16 protein-coding genes are annotated in these 19,823 nt (G+C 53.8%); 11 read left to right on the forward strand and 5 right to left on the reverse strand.

What is annotated here, in order from left to right; genetic code table 11:
* Positions 1-132 precede the first annotated feature (132 nt).
* A complete protein-coding gene (locus tag EL29_RS07610; RefSeq protein ID WP_013025867.1) occupies positions 133-1,053 on the forward strand; it encodes a LysR substrate-binding domain-containing protein in 921 nt (306 codons plus the stop codon).
* Here EL29_RS07610 and smrA read toward each other — a convergent pair.
* Entirely contained in the window at positions 1,050-1,616 is a 567-nt protein-coding gene (gene smrA / locus EL29_RS07615) for a DNA endonuclease SmrA (RefSeq protein WP_014593778.1), read from the reverse strand. The two genes, EL29_RS07610 and smrA, sit on opposite strands and share 4 nt — an antisense overlap.
* Positions 1,617-1,934: 318 nt before the next feature.
* On the opposite strand from smrA, the gene fnr reads away from it, so the two are divergent.
* Together fnr and uspE are read left to right on the forward strand one after the other, a co-directional pair.
* Positions 1,935-2,675 carry a fumarate/nitrate reduction transcriptional regulator Fnr gene (gene fnr / locus EL29_RS07620; protein WP_013025869.1) on the forward strand — a complete coding sequence of 247 codons (741 nt, stop codon included), beginning with the start codon at positions 1,935-1,937 and terminating at the stop codon, positions 2,673-2,675.
* Between the two features lie 119 nt (positions 2,676-2,794).
* Positions 2,795-3,748, forward strand: a complete 954-nt coding sequence (gene uspE, locus EL29_RS07625; protein WP_013025870.1) for a universal stress protein UspE — start codon at positions 2,795-2,797, stop codon at positions 3,746-3,748.
* Between the two features lie 48 nt (positions 3,749-3,796).
* On the opposite strand, the gene pntB is transcribed toward uspE, so the two are convergent.
* A complete protein-coding gene (pntB, locus tag EL29_RS07630; RefSeq protein WP_019105164.1) occupies positions 3,797-5,185 on the reverse strand; it encodes a Re/Si-specific NAD(P)(+) transhydrogenase subunit beta in 1,389 nt (462 codons plus the stop codon).
* Between the two features lie 3 nt (positions 5,186-5,188).
* Positions 5,189-6,721 carry a Re/Si-specific NAD(P)(+) transhydrogenase subunit alpha gene (gene pntA, locus EL29_RS07635; protein WP_028715180.1) on the reverse strand — a complete coding sequence of 511 codons (1,533 nt, stop codon included), beginning with the start codon at positions 6,719-6,721 and terminating at the stop codon, positions 5,189-5,191.
* 533 nt (positions 6,722-7,254) lie between these two features.
* Between pntA and ydgH the strand changes: the two genes are divergently transcribed.
* Together ydgH and EL29_RS07645 are read left to right on the forward strand one after the other, a co-directional pair.
* A complete protein-coding gene (ydgH, locus tag EL29_RS07640) occupies positions 7,255-8,208 on the forward strand; it encodes a DUF1471 family protein YdgH (RefSeq protein WP_013025873.1) in 954 nt (317 codons plus the stop codon).
* 210 nt (positions 8,209-8,418) lie between these two features.
* Positions 8,419-9,807, forward strand: a complete 1,389-nt coding sequence (locus tag EL29_RS07645; RefSeq protein ID WP_015700238.1) for a basic amino acid/polyamine antiporter — start codon at positions 8,419-8,421, stop codon at positions 9,805-9,807.
* On the opposite strand, the gene EL29_RS07650 is transcribed toward EL29_RS07645, so the two are convergent.
* Complete coding sequence (locus tag EL29_RS07650) at positions 9,804-10,214, reverse strand: hypothetical protein (RefSeq protein ID WP_028715181.1); 411 nt, start codon at positions 10,212-10,214, stop codon at positions 9,804-9,806. The genes EL29_RS07645 and EL29_RS07650 overlap by 4 nt on opposite strands.
* A 174-nt stretch (positions 10,215-10,388) precedes the next feature.
* On the opposite strand from EL29_RS07650, the gene rstA reads away from it, so the two are divergent.
* The 6 genes from rstA to EL29_RS07675 all read left to right on the forward strand — a co-directional run bounded on the left by rstA (position 10,389) and on the right by EL29_RS07675 (position 15,626).
* On the forward strand, positions 10,389-11,114 hold the full coding sequence (rstA, locus tag EL29_RS07655; RefSeq protein ID WP_014593781.1) for a two-component system response regulator RstA: 726 nt from the start codon (positions 10,389-10,391) through the stop codon (positions 11,112-11,114).
* Positions 11,111-12,412 carry a two-component system sensor histidine kinase RstB gene (gene rstB / locus EL29_RS07660; protein WP_013025877.1) on the forward strand — a complete coding sequence of 434 codons (1,302 nt, stop codon included), beginning with the start codon at positions 11,111-11,113 and terminating at the stop codon, positions 12,410-12,412. The genes rstA and rstB overlap by 4 nt, the downstream gene beginning before the upstream one ends.
* Positions 12,413-12,430: 18 nt before the next feature.
* Positions 12,431-13,918, forward strand: coding sequence for a carboxypeptidase M32 (locus tag EL29_RS07665; RefSeq protein ID WP_028715182.1), 1,488 nt, complete (start codon positions 12,431-12,433; stop codon positions 13,916-13,918).
* A gap of 167 nt (positions 13,919-14,085) precedes the next feature.
* Positions 14,086-14,538, forward strand: a complete 453-nt coding sequence (gene asr, locus EL29_RS07670) for an acid resistance repetitive basic protein Asr (RefSeq protein ID WP_029571422.1) — start codon at positions 14,086-14,088, stop codon at positions 14,536-14,538.
* A gap of 82 nt (positions 14,539-14,620) precedes the next feature.
* Positions 14,621-14,701, forward strand: coding sequence for a small membrane protein YdgU (ydgU, locus tag EL29_RS23510; protein ID WP_013025881.1), 81 nt, complete (start codon positions 14,621-14,623; stop codon positions 14,699-14,701).
* A gap of 115 nt (positions 14,702-14,816) precedes the next feature.
* Positions 14,817-15,626 (forward strand): trypsin-like serine peptidase, encoded by an 810-nt coding sequence (locus EL29_RS07675; protein WP_013025882.1) that lies wholly within the window; start codon positions 14,817-14,819, stop codon positions 15,624-15,626.
* A gap of 89 nt (positions 15,627-15,715) precedes the next feature.
* Here the strand turns inward: EL29_RS07675 and hrpA are convergent, their stop codons facing one another.
* On the reverse strand, positions 15,716-19,615 hold the full coding sequence (hrpA, locus tag EL29_RS07680) for an ATP-dependent RNA helicase HrpA (protein ID WP_028715183.1): 3,900 nt from the start codon (positions 19,613-19,615) through the stop codon (positions 15,716-15,718).
* Positions 19,616-19,823: the final 208 nt, after the last annotated feature.

A 19,823-nucleotide genomic window follows, 5' to 3' on the forward strand; every position in this document is an offset into this window, starting at 1 on the left:
AGCTTTGTTTATCAGTAACTTAAATGAAAACCCGATAAAAAGTACACATTGTTAATAAAAATTTGCAGCAAAGTTAACAAAATCCAGCTTAAATAGTTGCCAGTTACCTGGCAATGTCATTAAGTTTGGGAAATGGAAAAAAATATCCTTTTCAATCAGCGCATCCGCTTGCGTCATTTACATGCCTTTGTTGCCGTTGCGCAGCAGGGAACGCTGGGGCGTGCAGCCGAGACGTTAAGTCTTAGCCAGCCTGCACTCTCTAAAACCCTTAACGAACTTGAGGAACTGACGGGCGTCAGGCTGTTCGAACGCGGCCGACTGGGCGCACAGCTCACCACCATGGGAGAGCAGTTTCTGACGCATGCGGTAAAGGTGCTGGATGCACTAAACCATGCCGGTCAGAGTTTTAACGAACAGATCAACGAGCGTCCTGCCGTGATTCGGCTTGGCGCGCTTACGACTGCCGCGATGGGCATGTTGCCACAGATTCTCGATCGCTTTCATCAACTGCGTCCTAACACCACCATTCAGGTTGCCACGTTGCACAACAATGTCTTGCTGGCCGGACTGCGCGCGGGCGAATTTGATATCGGCATTGGTCGTATGGCTGATAAAGAGATGATGACCGGCTTAACCTATGAACTGCTGTTCCTCGAATCATTAAAACTGGTTGTCAGGCCGGAACATCCCCTGTTAAGTGACAACGTCACCTTATCCCGCGCCATGCAGTGGCCGGTAGTGATTTCCCCCGAAGGAACGGCTCCGCGCCGCCTGGCCCAGCAGATGCTTGACGAACAGGGCTGCTGTTTACCGCCACATTGCGTTGAAACCTCTTCCACATCGCTGGCCCGCCAACTGGCGCTACGCTATGACTACATCTGGTTTGTGCCTTCAGGCGCCATTAAAGAAGATCTCAGTCACAACGCCGTCTTCTCGCTGCCCATTACCTCTCCAGGCCCTGGCGAGCCGGTCGGTATTATCACCCGGACCGGCGATACCTTAAGCCTGAGCGCTGAGGTTCTGATGAGTACTATTCGTAAATTTCACAGTTAGCGACTGCGTTTTGCATGTCGCTCCCAGTTGTCCTGACGCGCTTTCTCGGTCTTACGTAATCCGACGTAAAGCGCGCCCGCCCCGCCGTGCTGCTTTTGCGCCACACAGAAGGTCTGCACCTCATCCAGCTCCCGTAGCCAACGATCCAGATAACTTCGTACGATGTTGGCGTGGGATTCACTGTCGCGCCCTTTACCGTGAATGATAAGCAGGTTGCGAAACCCGGCTTGCCGCACCTCACGAATGAAATTAAACAGGTTCTGGCGACAGACCTCTACAGGCTGACGCAGTAAGTTAAGGCTGGCGTCCAGCGTATACTGTCCCTTGCGTAGCTTATCTAACACGCCCTGCTGAATGCCCTCTGCTTTGTATTCCAGAGGCTGATCCAGCGGGATAATATCCAGATAACCGCGCGTTAAGATGTTTTCATCTTCCTGTTCTGGCGGCAGTTGACGTGCTTTTTTACTGGCGGAGAGAGGATTCCACCGCGTGTTGTCCGCATCTCTGAGTGGCGTAACGTCATTCATCGCGTCACGGAACAGATTGTCATCGTCAAGGTTCATCGCTCGCCCCTGTAAAATGATATGACGCAAAATAGTGCTTAACCCGAATAGTAGCAAAATCGGGAAAGTCTGCGCTAACCCCGTTTTTAACCCTTATTCCCGGTCTTAAGATAAAGAAAGATCCTGTCTGAAATCATAAAACCGTAAACATATATTGACGGCCGTTACACTTTGACATCAAGAAAGCCAGTAATAACAGCCTTCAGCGAAGTGTAACAGACCACACTTTTTGTATGCCTAAAAACTGCTCGGATGAGTTCCTTTGCGAGCGAAAAATGGTAAAATTGACCGCAGTCAATTATCGTCGAGCAAACCACTATGTTCCCTGAAAAACGTATACAGTCAGGCGGTTGTGCGATTCACTGCCAGGATTGCAGCATTAGCCAGTTATGCATCCCTTTCACACTGAACGAACATGAGCTTGATCAGCTAGATAACATTATTGAGCGAAAGAAACCCATTCAGAAAGGTCATACGCTGTTTAAAGCCGGTGACGACCTCCGCTCCCTTTATGCTATCCGTTCCGGCACGATCAAAAGCTATACCATCACTGAACAGGGCGATGAACAAATTACCGGGTTCCATCTGGCGGGTGATCTGGTCGGTTTTGACGCCATCATGAATGCCAGCCATCCAAGCTTTGCCCAGGCGCTGGAAACGGCGATGGTCTGTGAAATCCCCTTTGATACGCTGGATGATTTATCGGGCAAAATGCCGGCCCTGCGTCAGCAGATGATGCGTCTGATGAGCGGCGAAATCAAAGGCGATCAGGACATGATCCTGTTGCTGTCCAAGAAGAACGCTGAAGAGCGGCTGGCGGCCTTTATCTGGAACTTATCCCGCCGTTACGGTCAGCGGGGGTTCTCACAGCGTGAGTTCCGTTTGACCATGACGCGTGGCGACATCGGCAACTATCTGGGATTAACCGTTGAAACCATTAGCCGTTTGCTGGGGCGTTTTCAGAAATCAGGCATGCTGGCGGTGAAAGGGAAATACATCACTATTGAGAACCACGCCATGCTGGAAGGTCTGGCGGGCCAGAGCCATCAGGCAGCCTGATGGTTAAGCCGGGTTAATAAATGTTATTTTATTGATCCGGCTACATCTTTTTCACTTTCTTACTGCGTTGAACATAGGCTATCTTTAATCCAGTCGCTTTGGTTTAAGGAGAGTAGCCTATGTCCCAGTATCAAAATATTCTGGTCGCCATCGATCCTCAACAGGATGACCAGCCCGCGCTGCGACGTGCGGTATATCTCAACCAGCTTATCGGCGGCAAAATCAAAGCTTTTCTGCCTATCTACGACTTCTCATATGAGATGACCACCCTGCTCTCACCGGATGAGCGCACCTCAATGCGTCAGGGCGTGATCTCTCAGCGCTCAGAGTGGATACGCGAACAGGCCCAGGCCTATCTGGATGCAGGCGTGGATATCGATATCAAAGTGATCTGGCATAACCGTCCTTACGAAGCCATCATTCAGGAAGTGCTGGCTCATCAGCATGATTTGGTGCTTAAGATGGCGCACCAGCACGATCGGCTGGAAGCGGTGATCTTTACGCCGACGGACTGGCATCTGTTGCGTAAATGTCCTTGTCCGGTATGGATGGTCAAAGATCAGCCCTGGCCCGAAGGTGGCAAAGCCCTGGTGGCGGTTAACCTCGCCAGCGAAGAACCTCACCACGATGCCCTGAATCAGAAACTTATTCGTGAAACCGTTAAACTGGCAGAAAGCGTAAACCATACCGAAGTTCATCTGGTGGGCGCCTATCCCATCACACCGATCAATATTGCCATTGAACTGCCCGACTTTGATCCCAGTGTGTACAACGACGCGATTCGTGGCCAGCACCTGGTGGCGATGAAAGCGCTACGGCAGAAGTTCTCTATCAGTGAAGAGTTCACCCATGTCGAGAAAGGTTTACCGGAAGAAGTCATACCCGAACTTTCAGGGCATCTGGGCGCGGGGATTGTGGTATTAGGGACTATTGGCCGAACCGGACTGTCGGCCGCTTTCCTGGGCAACACGGCGGAACAGGTGATCGATCACCTGCGCTGCGATCTACTGGCGATAAAACCGGATGACTTTGTTTCGCCGATTACGCTTGAAGAGGATGACGAGCACGACTAATCAGGCGAGGTTCGCAAAAAGGGCGACACAATGTGTCGCCCTTGTTTATTACAGCGCTTTAAGAATATTTTCCACGCTGGCTTTGGCATCACCAAACAGCATTTGGGTGTTTTCTTTGAAGAACAGCGGGTTTTGCACACCGGCATAGCCGGTATTCATTGACCGCTTAAACACAATCACGTTTTGCGCCTTCCACACTTCCAGCACCGGCATACCGGCAATTGGGCTGCCGGGATCGTCCTGAGCGGCGGGATTGACCGTATCGTTGGCACCGATCACCAGCACCGTATCCGTGTCGCTGAAGTCATCGTTAATTTCGTCCATCTCCAGTACCACGTCATAAGGCACTTTTGCCTCAGCCAGCAGGACGTTCATATGGCCGGGTAAACGCCCAGCGACCGGATGAATACCGAAGCGTACCTTTATGCCACGGGCGCGCAGTTTTTCGGTGATCTCGGCCACCGGATACTGTGCCTGTGCCACCGCCATTCCGTAGCCGGGAGTGATAATGACGCTCGTGGATGACTTCAGCATTTCTGCGGTGTCTTCCGCACTGATCTCGCGGTATTCGCCAGCCTCTTCGCTGTCCGTTACCGCGCTGCTGTCGCTGCCAAAGCCGCCGGCAATGACGCTGATAAACGAACGGTTCATCGCCTTACACATAATGTAGGAGAGGATGGCACCAGATGACCCCACCAGCGCGCCGGTTACGATAAGCAGATCGTTGCTGAGCATGAAGCCTGCCGCCGCCGCCGCCCAGCCTGAATAGGAGTTCAGCATAGAAACGACGACAGGCATGTCTGCCCCGCCGATGGAGGCAACCAGATGCCAGCCGAAAGCCAGTGCAATGACCATCATGACAAACAGGGCAAATCCCTGCGCGCCGCTACTGTCTGTGTTGACGAACCACAGCAACAGCAGGAATGACACGATCAGCGCCAGCAGATTCAGCTTGTGCCGGTGAGGCAACATCAGCGGTCTGGACGACAGTTTTCCGCACAGCTTACCAAACGCAACCAGCGATCCTGTAAAGGTGACCGCACCAATAAAGATACCGATAAACACTTCGCTGAGATGGATATTTTCCATGACTGCGGGCAGTCCGGGGGCATGATCGATATAGCTGTTGATCCCCACCAATACTGCAGCCAGCCCGACAAAGCTGTGCAGAATGGCAACCAGCTCGGGCATTTCTGTCATTTCAACCCGTCTGGCTAACCGGATGCCGATGGCCCCGCCGATCACCATCGCCAGCAAAATCCAGACGACATTGCTGCTATCGGGACCAAAAATGGAGGCGATGAGCGCAATTGCCATGCCGCTGATGCCAAAGAGATTCCCTTGTCTTGAGCTTTCATGTTTAGAAAGCCCGGCAAGGCTCATAATAAAAAGTATTGCGGCAACAATGTATGCTGCTGTCACTAATCCGCCAGACATGTGTTACCCCTTACGAAACATTTTCAGCATGCGCTGCGTGACGGTGAAGCCACCGAAAATATTGATGCTGGCGATCAATACGGCAATAAAAGACAGGAAGCTGACCCAACCGCCATGTCCCATTTGCAGCACAGCGCCTACCACGATAATGCCGGAAATGGCATTGGTGACAGACATCAGCGGTGTATGCAACGCATGGCTCACGTTCCACACCACGTAGTAACCCACTACGCAGGCGAGCGCGAAGACGGTGAAATGTGACAGGAATTCACGGGGTGCGACGTTCGCCAGGCAGGCAAAAAGCACGATGGCCAGCGCCAGCAGCAGATAGCTGCGTCGTGGCGATCCCGTCGCAACCTCACTCTTTTTCTGCACCGGTGCAGACGTGGTTGTGGCTTTAGGTGCAGCCGAGACCTGAATCGGTGGCGCAGGCCAGGTCACCTCGCCATCGCGCACGACGGTAACGCCACGGATGACAACATCGGCGAAATCGATAGCAATTTCACCGTTTTTCTCTTTGCACAGCAACTTCATCAGATTAACGAGGTTAGTGCCGTAAAGTTGTGAAGACTGGGTGGGTAAACGGCTCGGTAAATCGGTGTAGCCAATGATTTTCACGCCGTTGGCGGTGACGGTAACCTGATCGGCAACCGTCAGCGCACAGTTGCCGCCGGTTTGCGCCGCGAGGTCCACAATAACGCTGCCCGGCTTCATGCTGGCCACCATCTCTTCGGTGATGAGCGTTGGCGCGGGTTTTCCCGGAATCAGCGCCGTGGTGACGATGATATCGACCTCTTGTGCCTGCTGAGCAAACAGCGCCATTTCAGCTTGAATAAAGGCATCGGACATCACTTTGGCGTACCCATCGCCGCTGCCCGCGTCCTCTGCAAAATCGAGTTCAAGGAATTCCGCGCCCATACTCTGGACCTGCTCTTTGACCTCAGGACGCGTATCAAAAGCGCGCACAATGGCGCCAAGGCTGCCGGCTGCACCAATCGCCGCCAGGCCAGCCACGCCGGCACCAATGACCATGACTTTTGCCGGTGGCACTTTACCCGCCGCGGTGATCTGCCCGGTAAAGAAGCGGCCAAACTCATGTGCGGCCTCGACGATCGCACGATAACCGGCAATGTTCGCCATGGAACTGAGCGCGTCGAGCGACTGGGCGCGGGAAATACGGGGAACGGCGTCCATGGCCATCACCGTGACATGTCGCGCGGCGAGCTTTGCAAGCAGTTCGGGATGCTGAGCGGGCCAGATAAAGCTCACCAGCGTGCTGCCCTCGCGGGTCAGACCTGTCTCGTCATCATCGGGTGCGTTCACCTTCAGCACGATATCGGCCTGCCAGACCTGCTGGCGGTCAGTCAGCGAGGCACCCGCGGCAAGATAGCTGTCATCATCAAAGCTGGCGCGCTTACCTGCATCATGCTCTACAGCCACGCTGAAACCCAGCTTGATTAGCTGTTCAACGGTCTTGGGCGTTGCAGCCACACGTGACTCGTTAGCCAATCGCTCTTTGGGTATTCCAATTAACATAGTTTTCCCTTTCATCGATTAAAGGAGGATGATCCTTGCGGTACACATTGCCGTGCCGATACCAACCATCAGGCAATGTGATAAAAAGCAATAACCTAATCGTTTCTAAAGCTACTGAAATTGTTACGGACGATCTACTGCACAGGCGCAGTTATGTCACATTCGCCGTAATATCCAGCCGGAGTGACACAATTCCGCATAACCTCACTGTATAGGGACATTAGCAGCAAACAATCTGCTGACTGTTGCGCGCTTCACCCTGATATTCCTTTTAAAAAAAGCTAAAATTAACAATGCATTAACTATTTTCGTACTGTTATCACAGCGCATTTCATCTTATTGTCTTAAGCGTAAGGCAAAATCGCGCGGCGCGCGGTCAGGATTGAATAATCTGGCTCACAACAAGAGATATATCGCAAAAAATGGCTGCGACAGCGTGTTTATAACATGTAATAATCAGCGGCTAATCTGTTATACATCAAGAGTCCAGCACGTTTTCGTACTCATTTTGCGTAAGGCGAAGGATCATTTTTATGAAGCTGAAGAACACTATTCTGGCATCTACCCTGTTATCTCTGCTGGCGGCAAATGCATTTGCGGCTAAAGAGCTGACGCCAGAACAAGCGGCCGCGTTGAAGCCATTCGAACGTATTAATATCACCGGTCGTTTCAATGCAATTGGCGATGCGGCCGATGCCGTTTCAAAACGTGCTGATGAACTGAATGCAGATTCTTATTACATTCAAGGCATTAACGACAGCAACGGTAACAGCGGCAACTGGCGCGTGACCGCAGACCTGTACAAGGCCAACGCGCCTAAAGCCAGTCAGGAAACTGAATACCGGATGTTCAATGGCCTGAAAGAGCTGCCCAAGGCAGAGGCTTATCGCCTGGAACCCTTCGATACCGTGACCGTCAACGGCTTCTTCCCGAGCCAGCCTGATGTGAATGACGCGATCTCCAAAGCCGCAAAAGAAAAAGGCGCAGCCTCCTTCTTTATCGTGCGTCAGGTTGATGCCAATACCGGCGGCAACCAGTTCATTACCGCGTACATCTATAAGGCCGATGCGAAACAGCGCGTGGTGCAGAGTCCGGACACCATCCCGGCAGACTCTCAGGCGGGCAAAGCAGCGCTGGCGGCAGGCGGTGCAGCCGCTAAGAAAGTGGAAATCCCCGGCGTCGCCTCTTCAGAAACCCCTAGCAACACGGTAGGCCGCTTCTTTGAAACGCAGAGCTCAACCGGTAAACGCTATACGGTGACCTTGCCGGACGGCAAAGAGATCCAGGAAGTGAATGCGGTCACGGCAGCACAGATGCAGCCGTTTGATACCGTAACCTTTAGCGGACATTTTGGTACGCCAACCGAGGTTTCACAGGAAACCGCGAAACGCGCTGCCGAGAAAGGGGCTAAATTCTACCATGTGACGCGTCAGTGGCAGAACCAGAGCGGTGGCAACCTGACCGTGACAGCCGATCTGTTCAAATAAAATACCGCAGGGCGGCGCCCGCCGCCCTGTTGTCTGTTTGCATAATTCCTGCCCGATTTTGCATAGCCACGCATTGCCATCCTTCACCGCACTCCGTAAAATCCTCCGCCTGTTTTTCAGAGTATTTAACGCGCTATACGTAACACAATGACGATATAACGTTGTGTTTATGCTGGTCATCCAGCCACTTATGCTAGCAGGAAGAACGTTTTGGAGAAAAAATTAGGCCTCAGTGCCCTGACAGCGCTGGTTCTCAGCTCTATGCTGGGCGCAGGTGTTTTCAGCTTGCCGCAAAATATGGCGGCGGTCGCCGGTCCGGCGGCGCTGTTGATCGGCTGGCTGATCACGGGCGCGGGGATTATCTTCCTCTCGCTGGCGATGCTGTTACTGACGCGGCTGAAACCTGAACTGGACGGCGGGATTTTTACCTATGCCCGCGCCGGATTTGGCGAACTGACCGGATTTTGTTCCGCGTGGGGTTACTGGCTGTGTGCGGTTATCGCTAACGTCTCCTACCTGGTTATCGTTTTTTCTGCGCTGAGCTTCTTTACGGATACGCCTGATCGGATCATTTTTGGCAACGGTAACACCTGGCAGGCGATGCTGGGCGCATCGGTGCTGCTGTGGCTGGTTCACTGGCTGGTGCTGCGCGGGGTGCAAACCGCTGCCAGCATCAACCTGCTGGCAACCCTTGGCAAACTGGTTCCACTGTTGCTGTTTGTTGTGCTGGCCGTACTGGCCTTCAATTATGACCGGTTTCACTTCGATTTTTCCGGACTCAGTTTGGGCGTCCCCTTGTGGGAACAGGTCAAGCAGACCATGCTGATCACGCTGTGGGTGTTTATCGGCGTGGAAGGCGCGGTGGTTGTATCCTCTCGTGCAAAGCATAAAAAGGATGTCGGACGCGCGACGCTGTTGGCGGTGCTGGCTGCCCTGCTGGTCTATTTGCTGGTGACGCTGCTGTCACTGGGCATCGTTCCCCGTGCGGAGCTGGCGGAAATGCGGAATCCTTCCATGGCGGGCCTGATGACGCGCCTGACGGGGAGCTGGGGTAACGCCATTATTGTGGTGGGCCTGATTATTTCCGTGTGCGGGGCTTACCTGAGCTGGACGATCATGGCGGCTGAAGTGCCCTTTATTGCCGCACAGCAGGGTGCGTTTCCACGCAGTATTGCCCGGCAGAACGCCCGCAACGCGCCTGCCGCCTCGTTATGGCTGACAAACGGCAGTATTCAGGTTTGCCTGATCCTCATTGCCCTGACCGGCGCAGATTACAACACGCTGCTCACCATTGCCTCTGAAATGATTCTGGTGCCCTACCTGCTGGTCGGACTTTATCTGATTAAAGTGGTGAAAGGACAGCAAAAACCCTGGGCGCTGGCCGTCGGTGTGGGCGCCAGCCTGTATGGCATCTGGCTGTTGTATGCGTCAGGCCCGCTGCATCTGTTTACGTCAGTGGTGCTCTATGCGCCGGGTATTTTACTGTTTATTTTTGCGCGCCGTCGCGGGCATGAGGTGGCATTGAAACCGGTCGAACGGGTTGCCATGATGCTGATCGTGGCGGCAACCCTTCCTGCGATGTGGGAACTGCTTGCCTAGTGCGCCTGATCCAGTACGACACACAGCAGGTCATCCTGCTGTGTCAGTGCTACAGGCTTAGGGTATTCTTCATGAATAGCCTCAAGCTGCTTGTCTGACAGCGGGTATGGAAGCTGAATATCGAAGCGAGAAATGTGTTGCTGCTCGGCAAGCGTGATCAAACGGGCTATGTTGATTTCATCGCTGACCTGCGTTGAAATGATTTGTAATGCTAATTCTTTAAGATGATCTTCACTCGCCTGTAAGCTGTGCGCAGATTTGCGTGTCACCATGCCAAATATAGGCAGTACGCCGTAGATTGCATCCACAAAGCTCCATCGTTTTTTACAGGATGCCGACAGGAAATCACTGTAATTAAAGCAGATGCGATCGCGGTATACCGCTGATGCCAGCTCTTTATCAAACACTTTGGCTCCTCAAGGTGATCACAATGAATCCGGAACACACGTTAAACGCAGGGTTAATGACTGTCTATTTTGCGGAATATATCCCAGTTACTCAAGGATATTTCGTGTGATTGCATAGAGCTCTGCGTCAGGAAAAGTTATGCTTTACCCCTCCTTTTTACGTTAGAAAGCATCATGCACAAAATCGTTTACGTTGAAGATGAACCGGAAGTGGGCTCGCTGATTGCCGCTTACCTTGGACGACATGATATTGAAGTGATTGTGGAGACGCGCGGCGATCGGGCGGAAGCCACTATTGTCGAGCAGCAGCCCGACCTGGTCATGCTGGATATCATGCTGCCAGGCAAAGACGGTATGTCAATCTGTCGTGACTTACGCGCGAACTGGCAGGGACCGATTGTCCTGCTCACGTCTCTCGACAGCGACATGAACCATATCCTGGCGCTGGAGATGGGCGCCCAGGATTATATCCTGAAAACGGCGCCCCCTGCGGTGTTGCTGGCCCGACTGCGCCTGCATCTGCGCCAGTCCCAGCAGGGCCAGAGCGAAGAAGCCCCGGCGCCAGCGAAAAACAATCGCATGTTACGCTTTGGCTCTCTGACGATTGATGCGCTCAATCGTCAGGTCGTGCTGTTTGACGAAAACATTGCCCTGTCTACGGCAGATTTCGATTTGCTCTGGGTGCTGGCGAGCCATGCCGGGCAAATTCTGAACCGTGACGCGCTGCTAAAAACGCTGCGCGGCGTCAGCTACGACGGGATGGATCGCAGCATTGACGTAGCGATTTCGCGCCTGCGCAAAAAGCTGCACGACAGCGCCACCGAGCCATTTCGTATTAAAACCATCCGTAATAAAGGCTATCTGTTTGCGCCACAGGCCTGGGACACGCGTTCGGTATGAAAAAACTTTTTATTCAGTTCTACCTGCTGCTGTTTGTCTGTTTCCTGGTGATGTCGCTAATGGTCGGGCTGGTTTACAAATTTACCGCCGAGCGTGCCGGTCGCCAGTCAATGAACGACCTGATGGCCAGTTCGCTCTATCTGATCCGCAGCGAACTGCGTGAGATCCCGCCACGGGACTGGAATAAGACGATTAAGAGTCTCGATCTCGGCTTGTCGTTTGAGCTGCATATTGAGCCAATGAGTAAGTTTGAACTGGATGAAAATGAACTGCGCCGGCTGCGCGCAGGCGAAATCGTGGCGCTGGATGATAAATACACTTTCCTGCAGCACATTCCCCGCAGCCACTACGTTCTGACCGTTGGGCCAATCCCTTACCTGTTTTATCTGCACCAGATGCGCCTGCTGGATATGGCCCTGGTGGTGTTTATCGGGATGTCGCTGGGGTTGCCGGTTTTTATCTGGCTACGTCCGCACTGGAAAGAGATGCTGCGGCTGGAGCACGCGGCTCAGCGTTTTGGTCAGGGACAGCTTGATGTCCGCACGCACTTCGACAGCACCTCTAGCCTGTTCAGGGTCGGCGTGGCTTTTAACCAAATGGCGGAAAACATTAATACGCTGGTCGCCAGTAAAAAACAGCTGATTGACGGCATCGCCCACGAACTGCGAACGCCGCTGGTACGTTTGCGCTATCGTCTGGAGATGAGCGACAACCTGACCGAAGCGGAGTCAGCGGCATTAAACCGCGATGTCAGCCAGTTAGAAAGCCTGATTGAAGAGCTGCTGACCTATGCCCGTCTCGACCGGCCCCGCGTCGATCTTAATTTGCAGTCGCTGGATCTGGCGAACTGGTTACGTGAGCGCATGGAAGATTTCCGGGCGATAAACCCGGAGACACAGATCGATCTTGATTTACCCCAGCGTGAAAACTACGGGATTTCAGATACCCGACTGATGGAGCGCGTACTGGATAACCTGGTCAATAACGCACTGCGTTATGCCGGTCAGCGCCTGCGGGTCAGCCTGTGGTTTGATGGTGCGCTGGGGAACCTGCAGGTCGAAGATGATGGCCCGGGCATTCCCCTTGATGAACGTGAACGCGTATTTGAACCTTTTGTACGACTCGACCCAAGCCGTGACCGCGCCACCGGGGGCTGTGGGCTTGGCCTTGCCATCGTTCACTCTATTGCCCATGCATTAAGTGGCCGGGTTTCTATTGAAACCAGCCCGCTAGGCGGGGCCAGCGTTCGCTTTTGCTGGCCGCTGGATCTTCCCTTTCGGGAACTGCCCCGACGTTAACTCATTCAGGAGCATTATGTGACTTCAGCTTATCAACAACTTTGTGCCACTTTTCAGCGCCTGTCGCGTTTCAGCCACGTCAGCGCCATTGCCGGATGGGATATGCAGACCACGATGCCACCAGGAGGCAGTGCGGCGCGGGGTGAAGCGCTGGCGGAGATGAGTGTTTTGCAGCACCAGATCCTGACAGACAAGCGCCTGGGTGACTGGCTTGAGCAGGCAGAACAGCAGTCTCTCAATGATGTAGAGCGCGCCAACCTGCTCGAGATGCGTCGCGCCTGGACCCAGGCGACCTTACTGCCTGCCGAACTGGTCGAAGCAAAATCCATTGCGGGTTCGCGCTGTGAACATGCCTGGCGCAGCCAGCGTCCCGCCAATGACTGGCAGGGCTTTGCCACAAATTTGAAAGAGGTGGTGCGCTTAAGTCGTGAGGAAGCGCAACTGCGCGCGCAAGCCAATGGCTGTTCCCGTTACGATGCCCTGCTCGATGTTTTTGAGCCGGGGATGACCAGCGCCCGACTGGATGAGACGTTTGGACAGTTAAAAACCTGGCTACCGGCGCTGTTGCAACAGGTGGTGGAAAAACAGGCGCAAGAACCCAAGTTACCCCCTCAGGGGCCATTCCCCATTGAGGCGCAGCGCGAGCTGGGGCTGAGCATTATGGCCGAGCTGGGCTTTGATTTTAACCATGGTCGGCTGGATATCAGTGCGCATCCTTTCTGCGGCGGTGTCCCCGACGATGTGCGCATCACCACCCGTTACAATCAGGATGAATTTCTGAGTGCCATGATGGGCGTGATCCATGAAACCGGCCATGCCCGTTACGAGCAAAACCTGCCCAAACAGTGGCGGGGCCAGCCGGTGGCACTGGCGCGCTCCACCGCCATTCATGAATCACAAAGTCTGTTTATGGAAATGCAGTTGGGCCGCAGCGCGCAGTTCCTGCAACGCATCCTGCCGCAGGTGATCGCTAAGATGGGGGCGCAACCGGCACTGCAGGCTGATAACTTTGTGCGTTTAGCTCAGCAGGTAAAACCCGGATTGATTCGCGTGGATGCCGACGAGCTGAGCTATCCGGCCCACGTGATTCTGCGTTATGAAATTGAACGTGCGCTCATCGAAGGTGAGATTGAGGTCGAGGATATCCCCGCACTCTGGGATGAGAAAATGCAGCAGTCTCTGGGCATTAATACGCGCGGGAATTACCGCAACGGCTGCATGCAGGATATTCACTGGACCGATGGCGCGTTCGGCTATTTCCCGACCTATACGTTGGGCGCGATGTACGCGGCTCAGTTGTTCCAGGCTTTGCAAAAAGCGATTCCACAGTCGGCAGAGCTGATTTTGCATGGCGAACTGCAGCCCGTTTTTGACTGGCTCCAACAGAATATCTGGCAACACGGCAGCCGTTTCTCTACCGATCAGCTGATGCTTAATGCCACGGGAGAGGCGCTGAACCCGGACTATTTCCGCAAACATCTTGAGCAGCGTTACCTGAACAGTTAAGGTAGCAGGCGGCCTGAAGGCCGCCTTTCACTTCCCCCCGCCCACTTTGTACAATCGGTTACACGGCGATACCAATGACCCACGGACGCGCCTGTTATTTTCTCATATAGTCATTTCACCGGCCCCGCAGTGGGCTACACATGAAAAAATAGTCCGAGGGTTTTGCAATGAAAAAATTATTTGCACTGGTAATCGCCGCTGCCATGGGTCTGTCTTCAGTTGCTTTCGCTGCCGAGACAACTGCTGCTCCAGCCGCTGCTGCTACCACTACTACTACCGCTGCACCTGCTAAGACCGAACACAAAGCTGCCGCTCACAAGAAGCACCATAAAGCTGCACAGAAAGCTCAGGCTGCTAAGAAAAAAGCAGTGAAGAAAGACACCGCGCAGAAAGCTCAGGCGGCTAAAAAGAAAGTCGCTAAGAAAGATACCGCTCAGAAAGCGCAGGCCGCTAAAAAGCATCACAAAGCTAAACCAGCCCAGAAAGCTCAGGCTGCTAAAAAACACCACAAAGCTAAAGCAGCCCAGAAAGCCCAGGCCGCTAAAAAACACCACAAAGCTAAACCAGCTCAGAAAGCCCAGGCTGCTAAAAAGCACCACAAAAAAGCCGCTAAAAAATAAGGTCACCCTTTAGGGTTCCGAGTAAGCGTTAATAATTAAAACACCCGGTTCTGCCGGGTGTTTCTTTACTGGAGTGGCTAATATGGTCCGTCGCTATCGCTTCGAAATTATTCTGATTGTGATGATCTTATGTGGCGTTATCGCGGCCAGTTTTTTTATTTAGTCGCTGTCGCGTACTGATTAACTGAAAAGACTCCCTTTTTTACCGCTCACTGACTATAGTTATGTCACTTCAGTAATAACAAAAACGTTTTCTTTTTCTCGCTATTGAGAGTTCTATGCGCCTGGCTACCCTGTTAATCGTTGGACTTTTCAGTTTCACCGCCGTTGTTCATGCCGATGATAATGATGATTCACCGACGCCTGCCGAAATAAAAATGCTGTTTTTTGGTAAGGATCATCGTCAGGCGATTACCGACGTCAGCGACGCGCCCTGGGATGCGATAGGTCAACTGGAAACCGAAAGTGGTAACCTGTGCACCGCAACGCTTATTTCACCACATCTGGCACTGACCGCAGGCCACTGTTTACTGACGCCACCGGGCAAGTTTGATAAACCGGTCGCGCTGCGCTTTATGTCGACCAAAAAAGGCTGGCGCTACGAGATCCACGACATTGATGCCCGCGTTGAACCTTCTCTGGTCCACAGGCTAAAAGCCGATGGCGAAGGATGGATCGTCCCCAGCAGCGCAGCACCGTTCGACTATGGTCTGGTTATTTTACGTAATCCCCCTTCTGCCATTACGCCGATTCCGCTGTTTGATGGTTCACGCAGTGATTTAACGGACGCGCTTAAAGAAGCCGGACGTAAAGTGACTCAGGCTGGCTACCCTGCCGATCATCTTGACAGCCTGTATTCACACAGCGACTGCCTGATCACCGGCTGGGCGCAGCGTGCCGTGTTATCGCACCAGTGTGATACGCTGCCGGGTGACAGCGGTTCGCCGCTACTGTTGAAAGGCGATAAAGGCTGGCAGCTGATTGCCGTGCAGAGTTCGGCACCTGCCGCAAAAGATCGCTATCTTGCGGATAACCGGGCGATTGCCGTGACCTCCTTTAAAGACCGGCTTGAAGCGCTGGCCCAGTAGGTTGCCTGAAGGGTTACACGATCTGAACACATAAAAAAGCCCGCATCCATCAAGGTGCGGGCTTTTTTTTACGCGAGCTGTCTCGGCAACTAGCCTGCGATTTGCTCCATCGCCTGCAGGATGCGTTTATCCGAGATCGGATAAGGCGTTCCCAGCTGTTGCGCAAACTGGCTGATTCGTAGCTCTTCAATCATCCAGCGGATATGCTGCACGTCCGCGTCATCCTGACGCTGCGGCGGCAATTTATTCCACCATGCCTGCCTCGCTTGCTCGACGGCCTGCACTTTGAGCATTCGGGCGCGATCGCTATGAGGATCGACCGGCAACTTCTCCAGCCGTCGCTCAATGCCGTGCAGATAACGCAGCGTATCTGCCAGATGCTGCCAGCCATTCTGGGTGACAAAACCCCGGTAAACCAGGCCGTTCATCTGCGCTTTGATATCCGCCAGTGCCAGCGCCAGCGTCATATCTACCCGCCCTTTCAGACGTTTGTTAATCGAAAATACCGCTGTCAGAATCTGCTCAACCTGCTTTGCGATCTCTACCACGGTATCATTGAGTTCGGCGCGCACTTTTTCCCTTAGCGCTTCGAACTGCGTTTGCTCCCATGCCGGGCCACCGGCTTCTGCGATTAACTTGTCAACGCCGCAGGCAATGCAGTCATCAATCAGCTCCATGACCTTGCCGTAAGGGTTAAAATACAGCCCCAGCTTGGCTTTGTTCGGCAACTTTTCATGCAGATACTTCACGGGGGACGGGATATTCAGCAACAACAGGCGACGCTGACCGCGCCACATCATTTTCTGCTGCTCATGCTCGCTGTCAAACAAGCGGATGCCCACGCTGTCCTTCTCGTCAACCAGAGCAGGCCAGGCTTTTACCTCATAGCTGCCGCGTTTTTGCTGGTAACTGCGCGGTAAATCGCCAAAGCTCCAGAGGTGCAAACCGCTCTGCTCCAGGCCATCGTCCGCCACGTTAGAGAGCGTTTCCTGCACCTTTCCTTTTAACAGGCGTTTCAGCGCAGCAAGATCTTTACCTTCCTGAAGTTTGCGGTTGTGCTCATCGACAACCCGAAACGTCATTTTCAGATGATCGGGCACCTGTTCCCACTGCCAGTTGTCTCGCTCCAGCGTCACGCCAGTCATCCGGCGGAATTCCCGCGACAGCGCATCCAGCAATGGCATCTCCATGGCGGTAACACGGCCTAAGAATGCTTCAGCATAGTTAGGAGCAGGCACCAGGTTGCGGCGCAGTGGCTTAGGTAACGATTTAATCAGGGCGATGATCAGCTCACGCCGCACGCCGGGGATCTGCCATTCAAAACCCGCTTCCTCCACCTGGTTAAGCAGCGGTAAAGGTATATGGACCGTCACGCCATCGGCATCCGCACCGGGTTCAAACTGATAACTCAGCTTGAGTTTAAGGTTTCCCTGATGCCAGACGTTGGGATAGTCGAGCTGGCTGACTTTATCCGCGCCCTCTTTGATCAGCATCTGCTTATCAAAGTTCAGCAGTTCAGCATTGGTTTTGCTGGCCTGCTTCCACCACGTGTCAAAATGGCGGGCTGAAACGACATCCTTGCCCACGCGCCGGTCGTAGAAAGCAAACAGCGTTTCATCATCCACGAGAATATCGCGGCGGCGCGATTTATGTTCCAGATCTTCGACTTCGCTGCGCAGTTTCTGATTGGCGCGGAAAAACGCATGACGCGTCTGCCAGTCGCCCTCAACCAGCGCATGGCGAATAAACAGCTCGCGGCTGAGCGTGGGATCGATGGTGCCGTAATTCACCTTGCGCGCAGCCACAATCGGCAGACCGTAAAGAGTCACTTTCTCACTGGCCATCACCGCGCCCTGCGATTTCTCCCAGTGCGGTTCGCTGTAGCTGCGTTTGATCAGGTGCTGCGCCAGCGGCTCAATCCACTCGGGATCGATGCGCGCCGCCATGCGGCCCCACAGCCGGCTGGTTTCCACCAGTTCAGCGACCATTGTCCATTTAGGCGGCTTTTTAAACAGTCCAGAGCCGGGAAAGATAGCAAAACGGGCGTTGCGTGCGCCGGTAAACTCTTGTTTATCGGCGTCTTTCTGACCGATATGTGACAGTAAGCCGGTCAGCAAGGCACAGTGAATCTCTCTGTACTCCGCTGGCTCGCTGTTAACGGGAATGCCCAGTTCGCGCACCACCTGACGGAGCTGAGTATAGATATCCTGCCATTCGCGCACGCGCAGATAGTTTAAATAGTCTGTTTTACACTGACGGCGGAACAGGTTACCGGACAGCGCTTTCTGCTGTTCGCCCAGGTAGTTCCACAGGTTCACAAATGCCACAAAATCTGACTCTTTATCCGCAAAGCGTCGGTGTTTTTCATCCGAGGCCTGCTTTTTGTCGGCGGGACGTTCGCGCGGGTCCTGAATCGATAAGCCGGCAGCGATGATCATCACTTCCCGCACGCAGCCGTACTGCTGTGCTGCCAGCACCATGCGCGCCAGGCGCGGATCGACAGGCAACTGCGCCAGCTGGCGGCCGGAGCCGGTGAGTGAGTAATGTCCGTCGTCATTGAGGGTTAATGCCCCCAGCTCCTCCAGGAGCCTTACGCCATCCTGAATGTGACGTTTATCCGGTGCTTCCACGAACGGGAAGGCCGCGATATCGCCCAGCCCCAGCGCGGTCATCTGCAGAATAACCGAGGCCAGATTGGTACGCAGGATTTCAGGATCGGTAAAGGCAGGACGGCTCAGGAAATCGTCTTCGGCATAGAGCCGTATGCAGATCCCTTCCGACACGCGCCCGCAACGTCCTTTACGCTGATTCGCGGAGGCCTGCGAAATCGGCTCTATCGGCAGGCGCTGCACTTTCGTGCGATAGCTGTAGCGGCTGATACGCGCCGTGCCGGGATCGATAACGTATTTGATGCCCGGTACGGTCAGCGACGTTTCGGCGACGTTGGTTGCCAGCACGATACGCCGCCCGCTGTGCGACTGAAATACCCGGTTCTGCTCGCTGTTAGACAGACGGGCATAGAGCGGCAACACTTCGGTATGGGGCAGATCGCGCTTCATCAGCGCGTCGGCGGTATCGCGAATTTCGCGCTCACCGCTCATAAAAATCAGGATGTCGCCCCGGCCTTCACGCCCCAGCTCATCGACCGCGTCGAAGATGGCCTGAAGTTGATCGCGGTCAACATCCTCCGCCTCTTCCACCACCGGACGGTAGCGCACTTCTACCGGATAGGTGCGGCCCGACACCTCAATCACCGGCGCGTTGTTGAAATGACGAGAGAAGCGCTGGGGATCGATGGTTGCTGACGTAATAATCACTTTCAGATCGGGACGACGCGGCAGTAACTCCCGCAGGTAGCCCAGCAGGAAGTCGATATTTAGGCTGCGTTCATGAGCCTCATCAATGATGATGGTGTCATACTGCATTAGCATGCGGTCCTGCTGGATTTCCGCCAGCAGAATTCCGTCTGTCATGAGTTTAATCTGGGTCGTTTCGCTGACCTGATCGTTAAACCGCACTTTGTAACCCACACAGCCACCGAGCGAAGTTTCCAGCTCGTCGGCGATGCGGTTGGCAACGGTACGTGCCGCCAGCCGACGCGGCTGAGTGTGACCAATTAAGCCGGTAATACCGCGACCCAGCGTCAGGCAAATTTTGGGCAACTGGGTGGTTTTGCCCGATCCGGTTTCACCCGCGACGATAACCACCTGGTGTTCACGAATCGCCTCTGCGATGACCTGCTGCTTCTGGCTGACTGGCAGATTTTCCGGAAACGTGATGCGCGGCGTCGCCGCAACACGTTGTGCAACGCGGCGCTCTGCAACAATGATATCCTGCTCAAGCTCGGCGGCGATGCTTTGCTGAGCGTCGGGATTTTTGATTTTTTTGGCGCCATGTAACCGACGCTGCAAGCGTTGACGGTCACGCAGCATTAACGCATCAAGCCGCGACCAGAGCGGCGTTAATGGGGATGAAACCGGAGAAGACATAGTAGTGACGTACCTTACTCAGACGGTGTGGATTCAGCGTACAGTGCTAAGATAACCCGCTGATTAACGCTAATAATTGCGCCTAGCATAGCACATTCCCTTTTACGCCGTGATGGTTGGCAAAACCGGCTTGTTCAATTAATTCGAATATAGCTCTCGAAATATTGCGCTTTCACCCTAAGGCCGATGTTTGTAAAGTGTAAACCAT

Source organism: Pantoea ananatis LMG 2665 (assembly GCF_000710035.2).
GTDB classification, from domain to species: domain Bacteria; phylum Pseudomonadota; class Gammaproteobacteria; order Enterobacterales; family Enterobacteriaceae; genus Pantoea; species Pantoea ananatis.

Excerpts from the sequence above, each read along its gene's own strand:
- ydgU (WP_013025881.1), top strand. The coding sequence starts at position 14,621 with ATGGTCCGTCGCTATCGCTTCGAAATTATTCTGATTGTGATGATCTTA.
- smrA (WP_014593778.1), bottom strand. The coding sequence starts at position 1,616 with ATGAACCTTGACGATGACAATCTGTTCCGTGACGCGATGAATGACGTT.
- asr (WP_029571422.1), top strand. The coding sequence starts at position 14,086 with ATGAAAAAATTATTTGCACTGGTAATCGCCGCTGCCATGGGTCTGTCT.
- EL29_RS07610 (WP_013025867.1), top strand. The coding sequence starts at position 133 with ATGGAAAAAAATATCCTTTTCAATCAGCGCATCCGCTTGCGTCATTTA.
- uspE (WP_013025870.1), top strand. The coding sequence starts at position 2,795 with ATGTCCCAGTATCAAAATATTCTGGTCGCCATCGATCCTCAACAGGAT.
- hrpA (WP_028715183.1), bottom strand. The coding sequence starts at position 19,615 with ATGTCTTCTCCGGTTTCATCCCCATTAACGCCGCTCTGGTCGCGGCTT.
- pntA (WP_028715180.1), bottom strand. The coding sequence starts at position 6,721 with ATGTTAATTGGAATACCCAAAGAGCGATTGGCTAACGAGTCACGTGTG.
- rstA (WP_014593781.1), top strand. The coding sequence starts at position 10,389 with ATGCACAAAATCGTTTACGTTGAAGATGAACCGGAAGTGGGCTCGCTG.
- pntB (WP_019105164.1), bottom strand. The coding sequence starts at position 5,185 with ATGTCTGGCGGATTAGTGACAGCAGCATACATTGTTGCCGCAATACTT.
- EL29_RS07675 (WP_013025882.1), top strand. The coding sequence starts at position 14,817 with ATGCGCCTGGCTACCCTGTTAATCGTTGGACTTTTCAGTTTCACCGCC.
- fnr (WP_013025869.1), top strand. The coding sequence starts at position 1,935 with ATGTTCCCTGAAAAACGTATACAGTCAGGCGGTTGTGCGATTCACTGC.
- ydgH (WP_013025873.1), top strand. The coding sequence starts at position 7,255 with ATGAAGCTGAAGAACACTATTCTGGCATCTACCCTGTTATCTCTGCTG.
- rstB (WP_013025877.1), top strand. The coding sequence starts at position 11,111 with ATGAAAAAACTTTTTATTCAGTTCTACCTGCTGCTGTTTGTCTGTTTC.